General features: G+C 72.6%; 20 protein-coding genes. 11 read left to right on the top strand and 9 right to left on the bottom strand.

Going from position 1 to position 16,239, the window contains the following annotated elements; genetic code table 11:
• The first annotated feature begins 5 nt into the window (after nt 1–5).
• Nucleotides 6–971 (top strand): folate-binding protein YgfZ, encoded by a 966-nt coding sequence (locus KUM38_RS08740; RefSeq protein ID WP_217128719.1) that lies wholly within the window; start codon nt 6–8, stop codon nt 969–971.
• A 10-nt stretch (nt 972–981) separates the two neighbouring features.
• Here the strand turns inward: KUM38_RS08740 and dtd are convergent, their stop codons facing one another.
• Nucleotides 982–1,407 carry a D-aminoacyl-tRNA deacylase gene (gene dtd, locus KUM38_RS08735; RefSeq protein ID WP_217128718.1) on the bottom strand — a complete coding sequence of 142 codons (426 nt, stop codon included), beginning with the start codon at nt 1,405–1,407 and terminating at the stop codon, nt 982–984.
• Nucleotides 1,408–1,584: 177 nt separating this feature from the next.
• On the opposite strand from dtd, the gene KUM38_RS08730 reads away from it, so the two are divergent.
• Nucleotides 1,585–2,220, top strand: a complete 636-nt coding sequence (locus KUM38_RS08730; RefSeq protein WP_217128717.1) for an aerial mycelium formation protein — start codon at nt 1,585–1,587, stop codon at nt 2,218–2,220.
• An 80-nt stretch (nt 2,221–2,300) separates the two neighbouring features.
• Entirely contained in the window at nt 2,301–3,557 is a 1,257-nt protein-coding gene (locus KUM38_RS08725; protein WP_217128716.1) for a GNAT family N-acetyltransferase, read from the top strand.
• Between the two features lie 172 nt (nt 3,558–3,729).
• Here the strand turns inward: KUM38_RS08725 and KUM38_RS08720 are convergent, their stop codons facing one another.
• Complete coding sequence (locus KUM38_RS08720) at nt 3,730–3,915, bottom strand: hypothetical protein (RefSeq protein WP_073934300.1); 186 nt, start codon at nt 3,913–3,915, stop codon at nt 3,730–3,732.
• A gap of 180 nt (nt 3,916–4,095) precedes the next feature.
• Between KUM38_RS08720 and KUM38_RS08715 the strand changes: the two genes are divergently transcribed.
• Nucleotides 4,096–5,004, top strand: a complete 909-nt coding sequence (locus KUM38_RS08715) for a FadR/GntR family transcriptional regulator (RefSeq protein WP_217128715.1) — start codon at nt 4,096–4,098, stop codon at nt 5,002–5,004.
• 33 nt (nt 5,005–5,037) lie between these two features.
• Here KUM38_RS08715 and KUM38_RS08710 read toward each other — a convergent pair whose 3' ends face one another.
• Nucleotides 5,038–5,226, bottom strand: coding sequence for a hypothetical protein (locus tag KUM38_RS08710; protein ID WP_217128714.1), 189 nt, complete (start codon nt 5,224–5,226; stop codon nt 5,038–5,040).
• 158 nt (nt 5,227–5,384) lie between these two features.
• Here KUM38_RS08710 and KUM38_RS08705 point away from each other — a divergent pair, with 158 nt between their 5' ends.
• Complete coding sequence (locus KUM38_RS08705; RefSeq protein ID WP_217128713.1) at nt 5,385–6,266, top strand: winged helix-turn-helix domain-containing protein; 882 nt, start codon at nt 5,385–5,387, stop codon at nt 6,264–6,266.
• Nucleotides 6,266–7,033 carry an HAD family hydrolase gene (locus KUM38_RS08700; RefSeq protein ID WP_308408929.1) on the top strand — a complete coding sequence of 256 codons (768 nt, stop codon included), beginning with the start codon at nt 6,266–6,268 and terminating at the stop codon, nt 7,031–7,033. Before KUM38_RS08705 ends, KUM38_RS08700 begins: the two co-directional genes overlap by 1 nt.
• Here the strand turns inward: KUM38_RS08700 and KUM38_RS08695 are convergent.
• A complete protein-coding gene (locus KUM38_RS08695) occupies nt 7,024–7,206 on the bottom strand; it encodes a hypothetical protein (RefSeq protein ID WP_217128711.1) in 183 nt (60 codons plus the stop codon). The genes KUM38_RS08700 and KUM38_RS08695 overlap by 10 nt on opposite strands.
• A gap of 174 nt (nt 7,207–7,380) precedes the next feature.
• Between KUM38_RS08695 and KUM38_RS08690 the strand changes: the two genes are divergently transcribed.
• From KUM38_RS08690 to KUM38_RS08680, 3 genes are all read left to right on the top strand, one after another.
• Nucleotides 7,381–8,256 (top strand): GntR family transcriptional regulator, encoded by an 876-nt coding sequence (locus KUM38_RS08690; protein WP_217128710.1) that lies wholly within the window; start codon nt 7,381–7,383, stop codon nt 8,254–8,256.
• 62 nt (nt 8,257–8,318) lie between these two features.
• Complete coding sequence (locus tag KUM38_RS08685; protein WP_217128709.1) at nt 8,319–8,927, top strand: TetR family transcriptional regulator; 609 nt, start codon at nt 8,319–8,321, stop codon at nt 8,925–8,927.
• 44 nt (nt 8,928–8,971) lie between these two features.
• Nucleotides 8,972–10,984, top strand: a complete 2,013-nt coding sequence (locus KUM38_RS08680; protein WP_217128708.1) for an AAA family ATPase — start codon at nt 8,972–8,974, stop codon at nt 10,982–10,984.
• A gap of 55 nt (nt 10,985–11,039) precedes the next feature.
• On the opposite strand, the gene KUM38_RS08675 is transcribed toward KUM38_RS08680, so the two are convergent.
• A complete protein-coding gene (locus tag KUM38_RS08675; RefSeq protein ID WP_217128707.1) occupies nt 11,040–11,927 on the bottom strand; it encodes an NAD(P)-dependent oxidoreductase in 888 nt (295 codons plus the stop codon).
• A gap of 50 nt (nt 11,928–11,977) precedes the next feature.
• Between KUM38_RS08675 and KUM38_RS08670 the strand changes: the two genes are divergently transcribed.
• Nucleotides 11,978–12,322, top strand: coding sequence for a helix-turn-helix domain-containing protein (locus KUM38_RS08670; protein ID WP_217128706.1), 345 nt, complete (start codon nt 11,978–11,980; stop codon nt 12,320–12,322).
• A gap of 181 nt (nt 12,323–12,503) precedes the next feature.
• Nucleotides 12,504–13,727, top strand: coding sequence for an aminotransferase class V-fold PLP-dependent enzyme (locus KUM38_RS08665; RefSeq protein ID WP_217128705.1), 1,224 nt, complete (start codon nt 12,504–12,506; stop codon nt 13,725–13,727).
• A gap of 43 nt (nt 13,728–13,770) precedes the next feature.
• Here KUM38_RS08665 and KUM38_RS08660 read toward each other — a convergent pair whose 3' ends face one another.
• The 4 genes from KUM38_RS08660 to KUM38_RS08645 all read right to left on the bottom strand — a co-directional run bounded on the left by KUM38_RS08660 (nt 13,771) and on the right by KUM38_RS08645 (nt 16,225).
• Nucleotides 13,771–14,370, bottom strand: coding sequence for a DinB family protein (locus KUM38_RS08660; RefSeq protein WP_217128704.1), 600 nt, complete (start codon nt 14,368–14,370; stop codon nt 13,771–13,773).
• Between the two features lie 97 nt (nt 14,371–14,467).
• Entirely contained in the window at nt 14,468–15,100 is a 633-nt protein-coding gene (locus tag KUM38_RS08655; RefSeq protein ID WP_217128703.1) for a glyoxalase, read from the bottom strand.
• Between the two features lie 5 nt (nt 15,101–15,105).
• On the bottom strand, nt 15,106–15,663 hold the full coding sequence (locus KUM38_RS08650) for a hypothetical protein (protein WP_217128702.1): 558 nt from the start codon (nt 15,661–15,663) through the stop codon (nt 15,106–15,108).
• A 37-nt stretch (nt 15,664–15,700) separates the two neighbouring features.
• The gene (locus KUM38_RS08645; protein WP_217128701.1) at nt 15,701–16,225 is read right to left on the bottom strand and encodes an AAA family ATPase; all 525 of its coding nucleotides are present in this window, start codon (nt 16,223–16,225) and stop codon (nt 15,701–15,703) included.
• Nucleotides 16,226–16,239: the final 14 nt, after the last annotated feature.

Below are 16,239 nucleotides of genomic sequence, written 5' to 3'. Positions count from 1 at the left end.
AGCGCATGAAGAGCCCCCTGCTGACCCTGCCCGGCGCCGTCCCCGCCGAGGGCGTGGACGAAGGCGTGGCCGCCCACTACGGCGACCTGTTCCGCGAGCAGCGCGCCCTCGCCGACGGCACCGGTTTCGTCGACCTGTCCCACCGCGGGGTCGTCACCGTCTCCGGTCCGGAACGGCTGGCCTGGCTGCACCTGCTGCTCACCCAGCACGTCAGCGACCTGCCGCCGCACCAGGCCACCGAGGCGCTGATCCTCTCCGCCAACGGCCACATCGAGCACGCGCTCTACCTGGTCGACGACGGGGAGACGGTCTGGGCGCACGTCGAGCCCGGCACCCAGGAGGCGCTGATCGCGTACCTGGAGTCGATGAAGTTCTTCTACCGGGTCGAGGTCGCCGACCGCACCGCCGACACCGCGGTGGTGCACCTGCCGGCCGGGTCCATCGCGGAGGTGCCCGAGGGGGTCGCCGTCCGCGAGACGCCGTACGGGCGGGACCTGTTCCTGCCGCGCGGCGACCTGGAGTCGTACGCCCGGAAGGCCGGGCCGGCCGCCGGGATCCTCGCGCACGAGGCGCTGCGGGTCGAGCAGCACCGGCCGCGGCTCGGCTTCGAGACCGACCACCGCACCATCCCGCACGAACTGGGCTGGATCGGCACCGCCGTGCACCTGCAGAAGGGCTGCTACCGGGGGCAGGAGACGGTGGCCCGGGTGCAGAACCTGGGGAAGCCGCCGCGCCGGCTGGTCTTCCTGCACCTGGACGGCAGCGAGGTCCACCTGCCTGTGGCCGGGACCGAGATCCGGGTCGCGGACGACGGACCGGACGGGCGGAAGATCGGGTTCGTCACCACGTCCGCGCGCCACCACGAGCTGGGGCCGGTCGCGCTGGCGCTGGTGAAGCGGAACGTGCCGGTGGACGCGCGGCTGCTCGCCGGGGAGACGGCGGCGGCGCAGGAGACCGTCGTCGAGCCCTGAGCCGTACGGCTCAGATCTCCAGCAGGACGGTGAACGGGCCGTCGTTGGTCAGCGACACCCGCATCTTCGCGCCGAAGCGGCCCGTCGCCACCGTCGCGCCCAGCGCACGCAGTTGTGCGACCACCTCGTCGACCAGCGGCTCGGCGAGGTCACCGGGGGCGGCGGCGTTCCAGGTGGGGCGGCGGCCCTTGCGGGCGTCGCCGTACAGGGTGAACTGGCTGATCACCAGCAGCGGGGCGCCGGTGTCGCTGCACGACTTCTCGTCCTGGAGCATGCGGACCGACCAGAGCTTGCGGGCGAGCTGCGCCGCCTTCTCCTTGGTGTCCTCGTGGGTGACGCCGACGAGGACGCACAGTCCCTCGCCCTCGATCGCCCCCACCGTCTCGCCGTCCACGACCACGCTCGCGCCGTCGACCCTCTGCACCACTGCTCGCATACGACCATCATGCCGGTCGGCGAACAGACGGCCGACGGCGGCCCGCGCGGGACCCCGGTCGGACTATTTTTACTCCTTAGCGCCCATCTGGGGCGGATCGGGGACACTCGCTCACATTGCGGCCGCTTGGGGTGGCACGATGCTGGCACATGCCGGTCGAGGGGACGGTTGAGGCACATGAGCACACCGGGGATCGGACAGCCGCTCGGGGCTGTCTCATTGACCCAGGCGGGAATCGGGGAACGGGAGTTCTGCCGGCCGCCCACACAGCGCACGGACAGTCCGGTGCTGCCCGAGGACCGGGCGGTGCGCGATCTGATCGTGCTCAGCCTGGCCGAGCTGCGCACGGTCCGGCGGGACGCGCAGCGTGACGAGGCCGACCTCAGTTATGTGCGGCGGCTGCTGCAGGGGCGGATCGACATCCTGCGGGCGGAACTGGCCCGGCGCCTGCTGCCGGAGGGCGTGCCGTCGGTCGTCGCGCCCAGGGAGGCGTCCGTCGTCGAGCGGCTGGGGGAGATCCTGCGGGACACCCCGGCCCGGCACCGTTCCTCCGCCCGGCACGTGACGCTGGGGACGCCGCGGAGCGAGGAGTACCGGCGGCTGGCGGCCGAGATGCTCGCCGAGGTGGAGCTGTCCGACCTGGACGCGCGCACGGACGGGGAGCTGAGCACCGCGATGGGGCGGCTCGTGCGGTACGAGCAGCAGGTGTCCCGGCGGCGGCAGCGGCTGCAGCGCACGGCCGACGAGTGCAGCGCGGAGATCGCGCGCCGGTACCGGGACGGGGAGGCACAGGTCGACGACCTGCTCGCGTGAGCGCCGCGGGGGGAACCTGGGGAAACCTCGGTGGGAAAACCTCTTCGACACCCGGCGCGCGGCCGACCTACCGTGAGCCCATGACCTCCCGCGACGGCATCGACGTACGTCCGATCACCGAGTCCGAGTTCGCCGACTGGCAACGGGCCCTGAACACCGGGTTCCTGCGGGAGCCCACCCTGTCCGAGGAGATCCTCGACGCGCGCCGGGCGCAGTTCACGCCCGGCCGGTCGGTCGGGGCCTTCGACGGCGGGCGCTGCGTGGCGACGTTCCGGTCCTTCGCGCAGGAGCTCACGGTGGTCGGCGGGGCGACCGTGCCCGCCGACGCCGTCACCAACGTCACCGTCACCGCCACCCACCGCCGTCGCGGCCTGCTCACCCGGATGATGGCGCGGGACCTCGCCGCCGCGAAGGAGCGCGGGGACGTCGTCGCGACGCTGATCGCGGCCGAGTACCCGATCTACGGCCGGTACGGCTTCGGCCCGGCCACCACGGCGGCCGAGTGGACGGTCGACGTGCCGCGCGCCGGTCTCGACCCGCGCCGGCCGGGTCCGGAGGACGGCGGCCGGGTCGACCTGGTGGACGCGGAGGACGTCCGCAAGCTCGGCCCCGAGCTGCACGAGCGGCTGCGCCGGGCGCAGCCGGGTGCCGTCGACCGGGACGAGCTGTGGTGGAAGGTCACCACCGGTGCCGTGCGCTTCCACCCGACCTTCCACGAGCCGTACTACGCGGTGTACCGCTCGGCCGGCGGCGAGGTCGAGGGCATGGCCGCCTACACGGCGGACGACAACTGGGGTGACGCCAAGCAGCCGTTGAACACGGCGCGGGTGAAGTGGCTGACCGCGGTGACCCCGGCGGCCGAGCGCGCGCTGTGGCTCTACCTGTGTTCGATCGACTGGGTGGTGAGGGTCAGGAGCGGCTGGCGGGCGCCCGACGACCTGCTCCCGCACTTCCTGCCGGACCCGCGCGCCGCCGCCCTCACCACGCAGGCGGACTGGATGTGGGTGCGGATGCTGGACGTCGTACGGGCCCTTGAGGCGCGTACGTACGGGGCCGCGGGGTCGCTGGTGCTGGAGGTGGTGGACCGGGCCGGCCTGGCCGGGGGGCGCTACCGGCTGGAGGCGTCCGCGGACGGGTCCGGGGTCTGTGCGCCGACCACCGGGAGCGCCGATCTCACGCTGGACGTCGCCGAGTTGTCCGTGCTGTGGCTGGGGGACGAGTCCGCGGTGCGGCTGGCGGCGCTGGGCCGGGTCCGGGAAGAACGAGCGGGCGCCGCCCGTGAGGCCGACGCCCTGCTGCGTACGTCCAGGCGACCGTGGTGCCCGGACGTGTTCTGAGCGCTGTCGCTCTCGCGCCCCTGCTGCCTTCCTCCCTCCGCCGACGACGGGTGACTCATCCGTAGCGAGCTGTTCAGTTGTGGTTGTGGTGGTGGTGCGGGTGGTGCCCGTCGGCGGGACTCCCGGCTCCCCTCCGGAAGGGAGCCCGGCCGGCGGTCCGTGCGGTGTGCTGTCAGCCGGACTGGGCGAGCAGCATCACGAGGATGACCGCGCCGATGCCGCTGATCATGGTGTTGCGTGCCTTGATGCCCACGGTGAGGGCGACGAAGGCGATGATTCCCATCGGCCCGTACTTCCACTGGACGAGTTGCTCGAACCCGATGGCCAGGGCTGCGAGGACGATGGCGATGAGCGGCATGGCGGTCCCCCTTGTCGTTCGCGGCTCCCCACCCTTTTCCTGATGGCCAACCCTTCGGGTCGTCGACCAGGTTGTAGGAGTTGGTTACCAACTTGCTCCTAGTTATAGCCACTTGGAAGAGGCTTATAACCACCTTTCGCTGAACTGCCCGAAGATGGCGGGAAGTTGTAGTGTTCGGCTGTGGACCCGGAACACGCCTCCGTCAATGGACGGAAGAAGCCACAGCGGCCACAGAGAACACCTCGCGAGGTGGCCGACGAACTGCGCGCGCGGATCAGGTCCGGGGCGCTGCGGCCGGGGCAGCGCATGCCCACCCAGGCCCGACTCGCCGCCGAGTTCGGCGTGGAGCGCCCGGCGGTACGCCAGGCGCTGCGCATCCTGCAGTCCGAGCACCTGCTCTCCAACGTCTCCAAGGGCGCCCCGGCGACCGTCGCCGCGGACCCCGGCAGGGCGCTGACCGGCCCCTCGGCACCCCCGCTGCCCACCACCGTGGGCCTCGCGCCCAGGATCGCCGCCGCCTTCGAGGCCGAGCACGTCGAGATCGACGCCGTCTGTCTGACCTCGGTCTCCCTCACCCTGGCCATCGGGGAGCCGCTGCGCCAGATCCACTCCGGGCGGCTGAAACCGGCCAAGGTCGACGTCCGGGTCCTGCTGCCCAGCCGGAACATCGACCTCGCCTTCCCGGTGCCGGTCGAGAGGCACGACGGCGCCGACGGCCCGGTCCACGAGCGGTGGCTGGCCCAGCGCAACGCCCAGGGCCAGGTGCTCCGCCACAATCTGCTCGCGCTGCGCGCCACCCACGGCGTCGACGTGCACGTCTCCTTCCGCGCGCTGCCGTTCACCCCGCCGGTGAAGCTGTACCTGCTCAACGGGGAGGAGGCGCTGTTCGCCTACTACACGCCGGCGCGCGGCAAGGCGCAGATCGACCAGGAGTACCTGGAGACGTACGACGCGCAGGGCATCCGGTCCCTGCTGTTCACCTTCGAGCAGGGGACCGTCCTGCGGGACACCGCGTTCGTGGAGCAGTCGTACCTGTGGTTCAACGCACTGTGGGAGACGATCAGCTCGGAGCTGGTGCTCACGGGCTGACGTCTCCCACGGGCTCGGGGCCGCGGTCGCTTCTCACAGGGCCGGTCTCGACACCAGCAGGGCGAGCAGGACCGCGCCGGCGGAGCTGACCCCCGGCCTGTTGGACCTGATGCCCACGGTGAGCAGCAGCAGACCGAGGATGCCGGCCGCGCCGTACGTCCACTGGACGAGCTGTTCGACGGTGACGACCAGGACGGCGGAGACGAGGGCGAGGACGGGCATGGCGTGTTCCTCCTTCGGGGGTGGGCCGGGGCCGCGGAACCAGAGAATCGCCAACTCGGGGAAGTTGGAAACCAACTCTGCAACAGTTGTCCCCACTTGGTCCCTACTCATAAACAACTTCCAAATAACTCCCGCCAGATGGATCAAAGTTGTAATGTTTGGTCGTGCCTCAGGAGAACGTGTCAGCGAACGGCAACAGCAGGGTCTCGCCCCAGGAGATCGCCGACATCCTGCGGGAGCGCATCCGGTCCGGCGAGCTCAAGGCGGGCGACCGGCTGCCCACCCAGGCCGAGCTGGCCGAGGAGTTCGGCGTGGAGCGCGGCACCGTTCGCCAGGCCCTGTACGCGCTCCGGGAGGACGGCCTGCTCACCAACCTCGGCAAGGGAAGCCCGCCGCGGATCGCCGAACCGGCCCCCGCGCGGGAGGAACCCCAGCCGACGATGGTGGGACTGACGCCGCGCCTGACGGGCGCGTTCTCGGCGGCCCACGTGCGGATCGACGCGGTGTGCATGACCGCCGAGAGCCTGATGCTGGCGCTGAGCGAACCGGTCCGGTACGTCCACGAGGGCCGCATCCGCCCCGAGTCGGTCGACGTCCGCCTCCTGCTGCCCTCCCGGAGGATCAACCTGGCCTTCCCCGTCCCGGTCGAGGGCCGGGAGGGCACCGACAACCCGCTCCACGAAAGGTGGCTGGCCCAGCGCAACGCCCAGGCCCGGGTGCTCCAGCACAACCTCCAGGCCCTGCGCGCCACCCACGGCATCGACGTACACGTGTCGTTCCGCGCGCTGCCCTTCACCCCGCCCGTGAAGCTGTACCTGCTCAACGGGGAGGAGGCGCTGATCGGCTACTACATGCTGATCCGGCGCGAGGAGGAGTGGGAGAGCCGCACCCTGGAGATGTACGACGCCCTGGGCTCCCAGTCCCTCCTCTTCCCCTTCGCCAAGCGGGACGGGCAGCGGGAGCGGGCGTTCGTGGAGGAATCCCAGAAGTGGTTCGACGCCCTCTGGGAAACCATCACGACGGACCTGACACTCTCCTAGTGACTTCTGAGACGAAGTGGACCGATGCGGTGCCGGCCGGGAAGCGGACCGAGACCGACGACGAGATCAATGGACTGCGGCACCTGATCGAAGGCGCCCGTGTCGTGCTGTGGGACTTCGACGGCCCCGTCTGCCGCCTGTTCGCGGGCCACTCGGCGAAGCGGGTGGCGAACGACCTGGCGTCCTGGCTGGAGAGCCGGGGACTGCACGGCCTGCTGACGGAGACCGAACGCGAATCCCTGGACCCGCACGTCGTCCTGCGCGCCGTCGACCGCCGGCACCCCGGCAGCGACCTGGTCGCGGAGCTGGAGGAGCGGCTCACCCGGGAGGAACTGCGCGCCACCGCCTCGGCGATGCCCACCCCGTACGCCGATCCGCTGATCCGCACCTGGACCGCGGTGGGCTCCCGGCTGGCCGTCGCCACCAACAACTCCCCGCGCGCCGTACGCGAGTACCTCGCCTCCCGAGGCCTCGGCGCCTGTTTCACCCCCCACATATACGGCCGCACCCGGGAGTTGAGCCACCTCAAACCCGACCCCCACTGCATCAACCGGGCCCTGGACGCCATGGCCGCCGCTCCCGCGACCGCCCTGATGATCGGTGACGCCCCGACGGACCTGCTCGCCGCGCGGGCGGCCGGCGTCCCCTTCCTCGGCTACGCGCGCAACGAACGCAAGGACATGCTCCTGCGGAACGCGGGCGCCACGGCGGTCGTGCACTCGCTGGCGACCGTCCTCAGGCTGGTCCGCGCCGGGGCTCAGGCCTGAATCATCAGCACGGTGAGCACCACGGCCGCCGCGACGGCGGGTCCGTCGCGGCGCGTCCTCACCCACACGCCGATCACGAACAGCAGCGCCACGCCCAGGGCGCCGAGCTTCGCCTCGGCGAGCAGTCCCACGGACAGCTCGCCGAGCGCCGTGAGCACGGGGAACAGGGGCACGTCCGACCATCTCCCTTCCACTTCCGGTGGACTACTCGCAAATAGTCCAACTGGACTGCTTATCGTGAAATTGGTCTGCCCGAGCCGCTTGATCCCTTAACCAACTGGGCTAATAAAAAGTCCAGTTGGGTAAAACTGGGTTTCCCGGTCGTCGGAAAGCGGTACGGTCCCCATGTGGACGGGCAACAGCCCCGCGAAGGCGGAGGCAACAAGGTTCAGCAGGTCGCCGACGAGTTGCGCGGTCGGGTGATCGACGGTACGTATCCGCTGCAGTCCTCCCTGCCGTCGCAGCGTGACCTGGTCGAGGAACTGGGAGTCTCCCGCGAAACCGTGAAGCGGGCGCTGCGGGAGCTGGAGGACGAGGGCTGGATCACGACGCGGCCGAACAGCGGCTCACGGGTGATCAAGACCCAGCGCATCCAGACCTCGGCGGACAGGGCCGGCAGGCTGGGCGGCGTGGTGACCCTGGGCCCGATCATCGGTGAGGCCTTCGAACGGCCCGAAGTCTCCCTGGACGTCTACACGCTGACGTCCGAGTCCCTCGACGCGCACATCCGGCTCCAGGCGGATCGCATCCGGAGCGGTTCCATCGCACCCCGACGCATCACGCTGCGCATGCTCCTGCCCGATGCGACGACGCCGCTGCCCTACCCCCGGGTCAAGGACGACCCGGAGGACACCCGCATGTGGGACCGGACGCGCGCCATCACCGAGGTGCACACCGCCTCGCTGCTCGGGACGCTCGATTACCTGCAGGCCGAGAACCTGGTGCCCTCCGTGGACGTACAGGTCCGGTACGCGCCGCTCACCCCCACCTTCAAGCTCTACCTCTTCAACGACACCGAAGCCCTGCACGGCATGTACGAGATCGTCGAGCGGCCCGTGAACCTGGAACCGGGCGGGGTGATCACGGCTCTGGACGTCCTGGGTCTCGGCGCCACCCTCACCCACCACGAGAAGACGGAGGACGACCCGGCCGCTTCGGGCTCCGTCTTCGTGGACAGCATGCGCAAGTGGTTCGACTCGGTCTGGGACCTGCTCTCCGAGTGAGCGGAATTCCGCGGTCACCCGGGGAGGGGCGGCGCCGGCGAGTGGGTGCGTAGGCTCGCCGCATGAGTGAGATCGGTCTGCGGGAGCGCAAGAAGCGGCGGATGTACCGGACGGTCTCGGACACCGCCATCCGGCTCTTCCTGGAGCGCGGCTTCGACGCCGTGTCCGTCGCCGAGGTGGCGGCCGCGGCCGAGATCTCCAAGCCGACGCTCTTCCGGTACTTCCCGGTGAAGGAGGACCTCGTCCTGTACCGGATCGCCGATCACGAGGGCGAGGCCGCCCGGGTGGCCGCGCAGGGGCCGGCGCCGGTCGAGGCGCTGCGGCGGCACTTCCTGGACGGGCTCCGGCGGTGCGATCCGGTCACCGGGCTCAACGACGATCCCGAGGTGCTGGCCTTCCACACGCTGCTGTACGGCACACCGGCGCTGGTCGCGCGGCTGTACGGGCATCTGGAGCGGTCCGAGGAGGCACTGGCCGGGGTGCTCGGGGGCGGGCTCGGCGCGCGGCTGGCGGCGGGGCAGATCATCGCCGTACGGCGGATCCTCGCGCAGGAGAACTGGCGGCGGATCGCGGCGGGGGAGCGGATCGAGGACGTACGGGACGACGCGGTGGCGGCGGCCGGGCGGGCGTTCGGGGCGCTGGCGGAGACGCTGCCGCGATTGTGGGGCTGAGTAAAAAACATTACTCGGTTGCTTTATTCGGTACGCTCGGTGGAATGACACCACCCGAGCACGCCCTCGACCGGGAACGCGCCCACCACGACCGCTGCCGCACCGCCTTCGCCGCCATGGCCGCCGACGCCGACGAGCGGGTCGTCACCGGCGAGGACGTCTCCGCCTCCGGCGCCGACGCCGAAGTCCTCGGGCACCGGCTGCGCAGCCACGCCGAGGAACTGCGGGAACTGCCCCCGGGGCCGCTGTTCTTCGGGCGGCTGGACTTCGCACGGGGCGACACCGGCCACCCGGGGCAGAGCTACCACGTCGGACGGCTGCGGATCACCGAGCACCCCGCCGCCCCGCCCCTCGTCGTCGACTGGCGGGCACCCGTCTCCCGCGTCTACTACCAGGCCACCGCCCGCGACCCGCAGGGCGTCGCCGTACGCCGGAGGTTCGGCTGGGCACCCGGCAGCCGGGGCGACTCCGCCGACCTGACCGGCCTGGAGGACGAACACCTGGAACAGGGCGAGGAACGCGTCAGCGGCATCGTCACCCGGGAGATCGAGCGGCCCCGCGTCGGGCCCATGCGGGACATCGCGGCCACCATCCAGCCCGAACAGGACGACCTCGTCCGCGGGGACCTGGACGTCTCCGTGTGCGTGCAGGGCGCCCCCGGCACCGGCAAGACCGCCGTCGGCCTGCACCGGGCGGCCTACCTGCTCTACACCCACCCCCGGCGCATCCGGCGCGGTGGACTGCTCGTCCTCGGGCCCAACCGCACCTTCCTCTCCTACATCTCCGAGGTCCTGCCCGCCCTCGGCGAGACCGGCGTACGGCAGTCCACCCTCGCCGAGGAGATCGCCCGGCACCCGGTCACCGGGACCGACGACGGGCGCGCCGCCGTCGTCAAGCACGACGCCCGGATGGCCGAGGTGCTGCGCCGGGCCCTGTACGCGCGGGTGCGCACCGACCGGACCGACTCCCTCGCCGTGCCCGACGGTTCGTACCGCTGGCGGGTCGAGCCGGAGGAACTGACGCGGATCGTGACGGACGTACGGGCCGGGGAACCGCCGTACGACGTCGGGCGGGAGCGGGTACGGGACCGGATCGTGCGGGCCGTGCGGGAGCGGGCCGAGCGGCGCGGCGGCCCGCGCGGCACCGCCTGGGTGCGCCGGATCGAGCGGGCACGGCCTGTTTCGGCGTACGTCGACGCCGTGTGGCCGCGGGTGCGGGCGGAGGAGGTGGTGGCCGGGCTGCTGGGCGATCCCGAGGCGCTGGCCGCCGCCGCCGAAGGCGTGCTGGACGCCGAGGAGCAGAAGGCGGTGCTGTGGACGAGGGCGCCGCGGTCGTGGAGGTCGGCGCGCTGGTCGGCCGCGGACCTGGTGCTGCTCGACGAGGTCGCCGGGCTGGTCGAGCACCCCGCGGGATACGGGCACGTCGTGGTCGACGAGGCCCAGGACCTCTCCCCGATGGAGTGCCGGGCCGTCGCCCGCCGGTCCGCCTTCGGCTCGCTCACCGTGCTGGGCGACCTCGCCCAGGGGACGACCCCCTGGGCGGCCCGCTCGTGGCCGGCGGTGCTGCGGCACCTGGGGAAGCCGGACGCGGCCGTGATCCCGCTGACCACCGGCTTCCGGGTGCCGCGGGCGGTGGTCGCGCTCACCAACCGCCTGCTGGAACGCCTGGACGTCGACGTCCCGGCGGCCCGCTCCCTGCGCGGCGACGGCGAGGTGCGCATGCGGGAGGTCGCCGGGCCGGACGAGGTGCCGGACGCGGTCGTGGCCGCCGTGCGGGACGCGCTGGAGCGGGAGGGATCCGTCGGCGTCGTGGCGGCGGACGCGGACGTGCCCCGGCTGCGGCGGGCGCTGGCCGGGGCGGATCCGGAGGTGCCGGACGAGCGTGTCGCCGTGGTGCCGGCGAGCCTCGTCAAGGGACTGGAGTACGACCACGTGGTGGCCGTCGAACCCGCGGCGATCGCGGAGGCGGAGGAGCGGGGGCTGCACCGGCTGTACGTGGTGCTGACCCGGGCGGTGTCCCGGCTGGAGGTGGTGCGGGCGCGGGAGCTGCCCTTCTAGGTGCGGGAGCTTCCCTTGCGGTTCCAGGTGCGGGGGCCGCCCTTGCCGCGCTCCGTCAGCGGCCGGCGAGCAGCTCGGCGACCCGGGTGAAGCCGTCCGTGCCGTGGCCGAGGGCGATGACGCGGCGGGCCTGCCCCTCGATCACGCGCATCACGCTCGCGTCGATGCCGTGGGCCTCCGAGGCGTGGACGACGTGGGACATGGTCGAGACGGCCGAGGTGATCGGGTTCAGCTCGCCCGAGTAGGTGCCGGCGTCGACGTCCGCCGCGAACTCGGTGAACAGCGGCGGCAGGATCGCCGCGATCCCCTGGGCGAAGGGGGCGAGCTCCGTCGCGGTGACGCCCTCCGCGCGGGCCACGGCGAGGGCGTGCGTGTAGCCGGCCATCGCCGTCCAGAAGATGTCGAGCAGCGCGACGTCGTACGCCGCGGCCCGGCCGATCTCCTCCCCGAGGTGGGTGTGGCTGCCGCCGAGCGCCGCCAGGACGGGCCGGTGCTCCCGGTACAGCTCCTCCGGGCCGCTGTGCAGGAACACCGCGTCGTCCGTGCCGATGGTCGGGGTCGGGGTCATGATCGCCCCGTCCAGGTAGCGGACGCCGTGCCGGCCGGCCCACTCGGCCGTGTCCCGGGCGCGTTCGGGGGTGTCGGCGCTCAGGTTCACGACGGTACGGCCCTTGAGGGCGGCGGTGACGGCGTCCTGGCGCAGTACGGCGTCCGAGGCGTCGTAGTTGACCACGCAGACGACGGTCAGCGGGGCGGCGGCGACCGCCTCCTCGGGCGACGGCGCCGGGACCGCGCCGCGGGCGATCAGCTCGGCGTCCCGGCCGGGCGTGCGGTTCCAGACGGTGGTGCGCACCCCCGCGTCCAGGAACGCGCCGGCCAGCGCCCGGCCCATCGGACCGAGACCGAGGACGGTGACGGAGGGCTGGTCGGTGTGCATGGACATGCTTCAACTCCCGTAATGTATGTGGTGATTGCTGAGGAAAGGGGCACGGCATGGTGCACCGGCGCCACGATCCGGACGTCTGCGGGGTGACCGCCGCGATCGCCGTGATCGAGGGCAAGTGGAAGACCACGCTGCTGTGGCTGCTGGAGTCCGGCCCGCACCGGCCGGCCGAACTGCGCCGACGGGTGCCGGGCCTCACCGAGAAGGTGCTGACCCAGGCGCTGCGCGAGATGGAGGCGGACGGGCTGGTGCACCGGGAGGTGCACGACGTGCTGCCGCCGAAGACGGTCTACTCCCTGACCGCGTTCGGCCGTGAGCTCGCCGAGGCGCTGGCACCCCTGTCCGACTGGGGGTACCGCCGCCTGTCGAGGCTGGCCGAGGCCGAGGCCTCCTGACGGGCGGCCGTTCCCGCTCCCTTCCTGTCCGGCGCCCGCAACCAGGTTCGCCGCACGCCGCCGCGCTGCCAAGTACCCACAAAAAAGTGCGTGTTCCCGCCGTCGGGACGCCTCGTGGTGATCGTGTCGGCGCGTTAGGATCCGGTGTTCCTCACGGGGGGAGTCGACGGAGGGGAGTCAGGTGAGCGAGACCGAGGTCACCACCGCACCCCGCCCCCTGCTGCTGGCCGACGACCGGCCGGCCGCGCGGGCGTGGACGCTGGACCCCGCGCTGCGCCATCTCAACCACGGTTCGTTCGGCGCCGTGCCGCTGGCCGCCCAGGAGCGGCAGCAGGAGTTGCGCGCGCGGATGGAGAGCGCCCCGGTGGTGTGGTTCTCCGAGCTGCCGCGGCGGCTCGCGGCGGCCCGTACCGACCTCGCCGCCTTCCTCGGCGCGGCCCCCGGCGACCTCGCCCTGGTGCCGAACGCGAGCGCCGGCGCGAGCGTCGTGTACGCCGGCCTGGAGCGCCGGGGCGGCGGGGAGATCGTCGTCACCGACCACGGCTACGGCGCCGTGACGATGGGCGCCGAACGGCTGGCCCGCCGCTGGGGCGGCCGGGTGCGCACCGCCAGGGTGCCGCTGGACGCCGGCGAGGAGCAGGCGTACGAGGCGGTGATGGCCGAGGTGGGCGAGGCCACCGGACTCGTCGTCGTCGACCAGGTCACCTCGGCGACCGCCCGCCGGCTGCCGGTGGAGCGGATCGCCGCGCGGACGCGGCGGCTCGGGATCCCGCTGCTCGTGGACGGCGCGCACGCGCCCGGGCTGATCGCCGCCCCGCTCGACGGGTGGGACGGCGACTTCTGGACGGGCAACCTGCACAAGTGGGGCTGCGCGCCGCGCGGCACCGCGGCCCTGGTGGCGCGCGGTCCGCTGCGGGACGGGCTGTACCCGCTGATCGACTCGTGGGGCGCCGCCGACCCGTACCCCGAACGCTTCGACCACCAGGGCACCCTCGACGCCACCGGCCAACTGGCGGCCCCGGCCGCCCTCGGCTTCGTCGACAGCGTCTGGGGCTGGCCCGCCGCCCGCCGGTACATGGACGAGCTGGCCGGTTACGGCGCGCGGATCGTGGGCGCCGCGCTCGCCGGGCTGACCGGTGCGGACGCGTCCGTCGACGTCGGCATGCCCGTGCCCGGCATGCGGCTGGTGCGGCTGCCCGACGGGCTCGGCGCCGACCGCCTCGCGGCCGACGCCCTGCGCGACCGGGCCCCCGCGGAGCTGGGCGTCGAGGCGGCGTTCACCAGCTTCGGCGGAGTCGGCTACCTGCGGCTGTCCGCGCACGTCTACAACACGGCCGAGGACTACGAGTACTTCGCCGAGAAGTGCGTCCCCGTCCTCGGGGAGTGGGCCCGCGCGGCACGGTGAGGGGTGCTGCCGCCGACGGCCGACGGCTGACGGGGCGGGCCGGTCACGCCTTCCGGGCGGCCTCCCGCGCCACGCGCTCCAGTCGGCCGCGGTAGGCCTCCCACCAGGCCGGGTCGTCCGACGGCAGGCTGGTACCGGTCGCGCTCTCCCCCACGGCGCCGTCCATGAGTTCGCGGAGGATGTCGGCGTGGCCGGCGTGCCGGTGGGTGTCGGCGATCACGCGGACCACGGCGTGGTGCAGCGTCAGTCCGTCCCTGCCGTCCGGCCACCACGGCACCCTGCCGGTCGTGTCCAGCGGCAGCGCCTCGATCGTCGCGTCCGCGTGCGCCCACGCCCGGCGGTACAGGCCGGTGACGTCCTCGCGCGACTCCTCGGCGGTGGCCCACATGTCCCCGTTGGTCTCCGCGGCGTCCGCGAGCCAGGGCAGCGGCTCGCCGGACGGCCGGCCGAAGGTGTCGCCGAGGTAGCCCAGTTCCACCCCGGCCGCGTGCTTCACCAGGCCCAGGAGGTTGGTGCCGGTCGGCGTCATCGGGCGGCGGACGTCGTACTCGGGGAGGCCGTCGAGTTTCCACAGCAGGGCGTCGCGGGCTTCCTGGAGATAGCGACGGAGGTCGGACTTGGCGGTATCGGCTGCGGCGGTCATACGGGTCAGTCTGCCGTGTGCGGCCCGCCGGACCGGCGGCCTTCGCGTACGAGGGTGTGCTCGGGCGTTCTGTTCTTTCCCCGGTGCGCGGCGTGCGTCAGGAGGTGAGGGCGGCCGGTGACGCGGCCTCCCAGGGGAACCCGTCCGGGTCGGTGAAGGCGTCCTCGCCGCCACCGATCACCAGCCGGTGCGATCCGCTGCCCTCCTCGGGGACGCCGAGGTCCTTGGCGAGGGCACGGCGCCGGTACAGCGCCAGCTTGACGGGGCTCGACTCCCGGCCGGCGAACTCGGCGTACGTACGGCCGAAGCTCTTCGCCACGGTGAGGCCCCGCGCGACGTAGAACCGCTTGCTCGCGGCCACGTCCGCGACGCCGAGCAGCAGCACGATCTCGTCGATCCGCCGGGTGACGGGACCGCGGTCCTTCTTCGCCGAGGTCGCGACCTTCCAGATCGTCCCGTCCGGGGCCTGTACGACGCCGCCGTACCCCCAGAGCGACTTCGCGGCCGGCTTCAGCGGTACGGCACCGGCGTCCACGGCGGTACCGATGAGGCTGTCGACGTCGCCCGGTCGGGGCACCGTGAGCCCCAGGGTGAATCCGCGGAACCCGCTCGTGGCCTCCTTCGAGGCCCGCAGACGGATCTGCTCGTCCAGTCCGAAGGCGGCGGAGTGGAAACGGCGGGCGGCCGCGGTGTCGGCCACGTCGAGGGTCACGCTCTCCATGAAGGTCATGCCCTTCACGCTAGGCGCGCCCCGCCCTTTGGGGCTTCTCGAATCCTGACCGGTCCTCTCCGGCCTCGGCCGAGCTCCCGCGGCCCGTGCACGCCGCGCCCCGCGCGGCTTCCGGGCCGTAGCCGTGACCGTCGGCGGGCCGGCTGCAGGCCCAGGCCCATCGCGTAGCCGACGACGCTGTCCTCGTGGCCGTGCCGGAAGCGTTTGACCATGCGCTGGACGGGCCAGACGACGGAGCCGTCGGGGAGGCGGAGCCTGAGGTTCATCTCGCTGTCCGGGTCCTCGGCGTCGGTCTCCCAGGTCCCGCCGGCACTGCGCCGGACCGTCTCCCCGAGGTAGGCGCCGAGGGCGAACAGGCGCGGCCCCAGGTCCGTCGCGAGGAGGCCGCCGGGCACCGCGATCCCGTGGTCGCTGTGCTCGGCCATGAAGCGCTCGACGTCCCGCAGGCTCAGGGGGGAGAAGTCCGCCCGGTACCCGGAGCTCTTGAGCGCGCGGGCGATCCAGGCGGCGCTGGTGCGGACGTCTTCCAGGAGGGTTCGTGCGTCGGCGGCGGTCGCAGTCATGTCCGGGATCCTCGCCGACGGCACTGACAACGGGGGCTCAGCTCTTGACGGCCTCCGCGATCCGCAGGGCGGTCTCGGCCGGGGTGAGGTGGGTGGTGTCGATGACCTCGGCCTCGGCGTGCAGCCAGGTGCGGGCCGCCTCGGCGTAGGGCTCGAGGTGGCTGAGGCGGAACGGGGAGTCGGGGCCGAGGACCGTGTCCCCCGCGATGCGCCCGCGCAGGGTCTCCCGGTCGGCGTGGAGGACGAAGTGGCGTACCGGGATGGCGTGCCGGTCGAGGCCCGCGCTGATCTCGCGCCAGTACTCCTCGACCAGGACGGTCATGGGCATCACCAGGGTGCCGCCGGTGTAGTCGAGGACGCGGCGGGCGGTCTCGACCACGAGCGGCCGCCACGGCGGCCAGTGCTGGAAGTTGTCCGTCCAGGGCAGTCCCGGCGTGATGTCCATGAGCGTCTCGCCGACCTTCTCGGCGTCGAACACCCGTGAGTCCGGGAGCAGCCGCTGCACGAGCGCGCCGGCCGTCGTCTTGCCCGCGCCGTGGGTGCCGTTGATCCATACGATCACGGGACCCCACGCTA

It is taken from the genome of Streptomyces sp. AC558_RSS880 (genome assembly GCF_019049255.1).
GTDB lineage: Bacteria > Actinomycetota > Actinomycetes > Streptomycetales > Streptomycetaceae > Streptomyces.
This window is presented reverse-complemented; position numbering and strand designations above follow the sequence as displayed.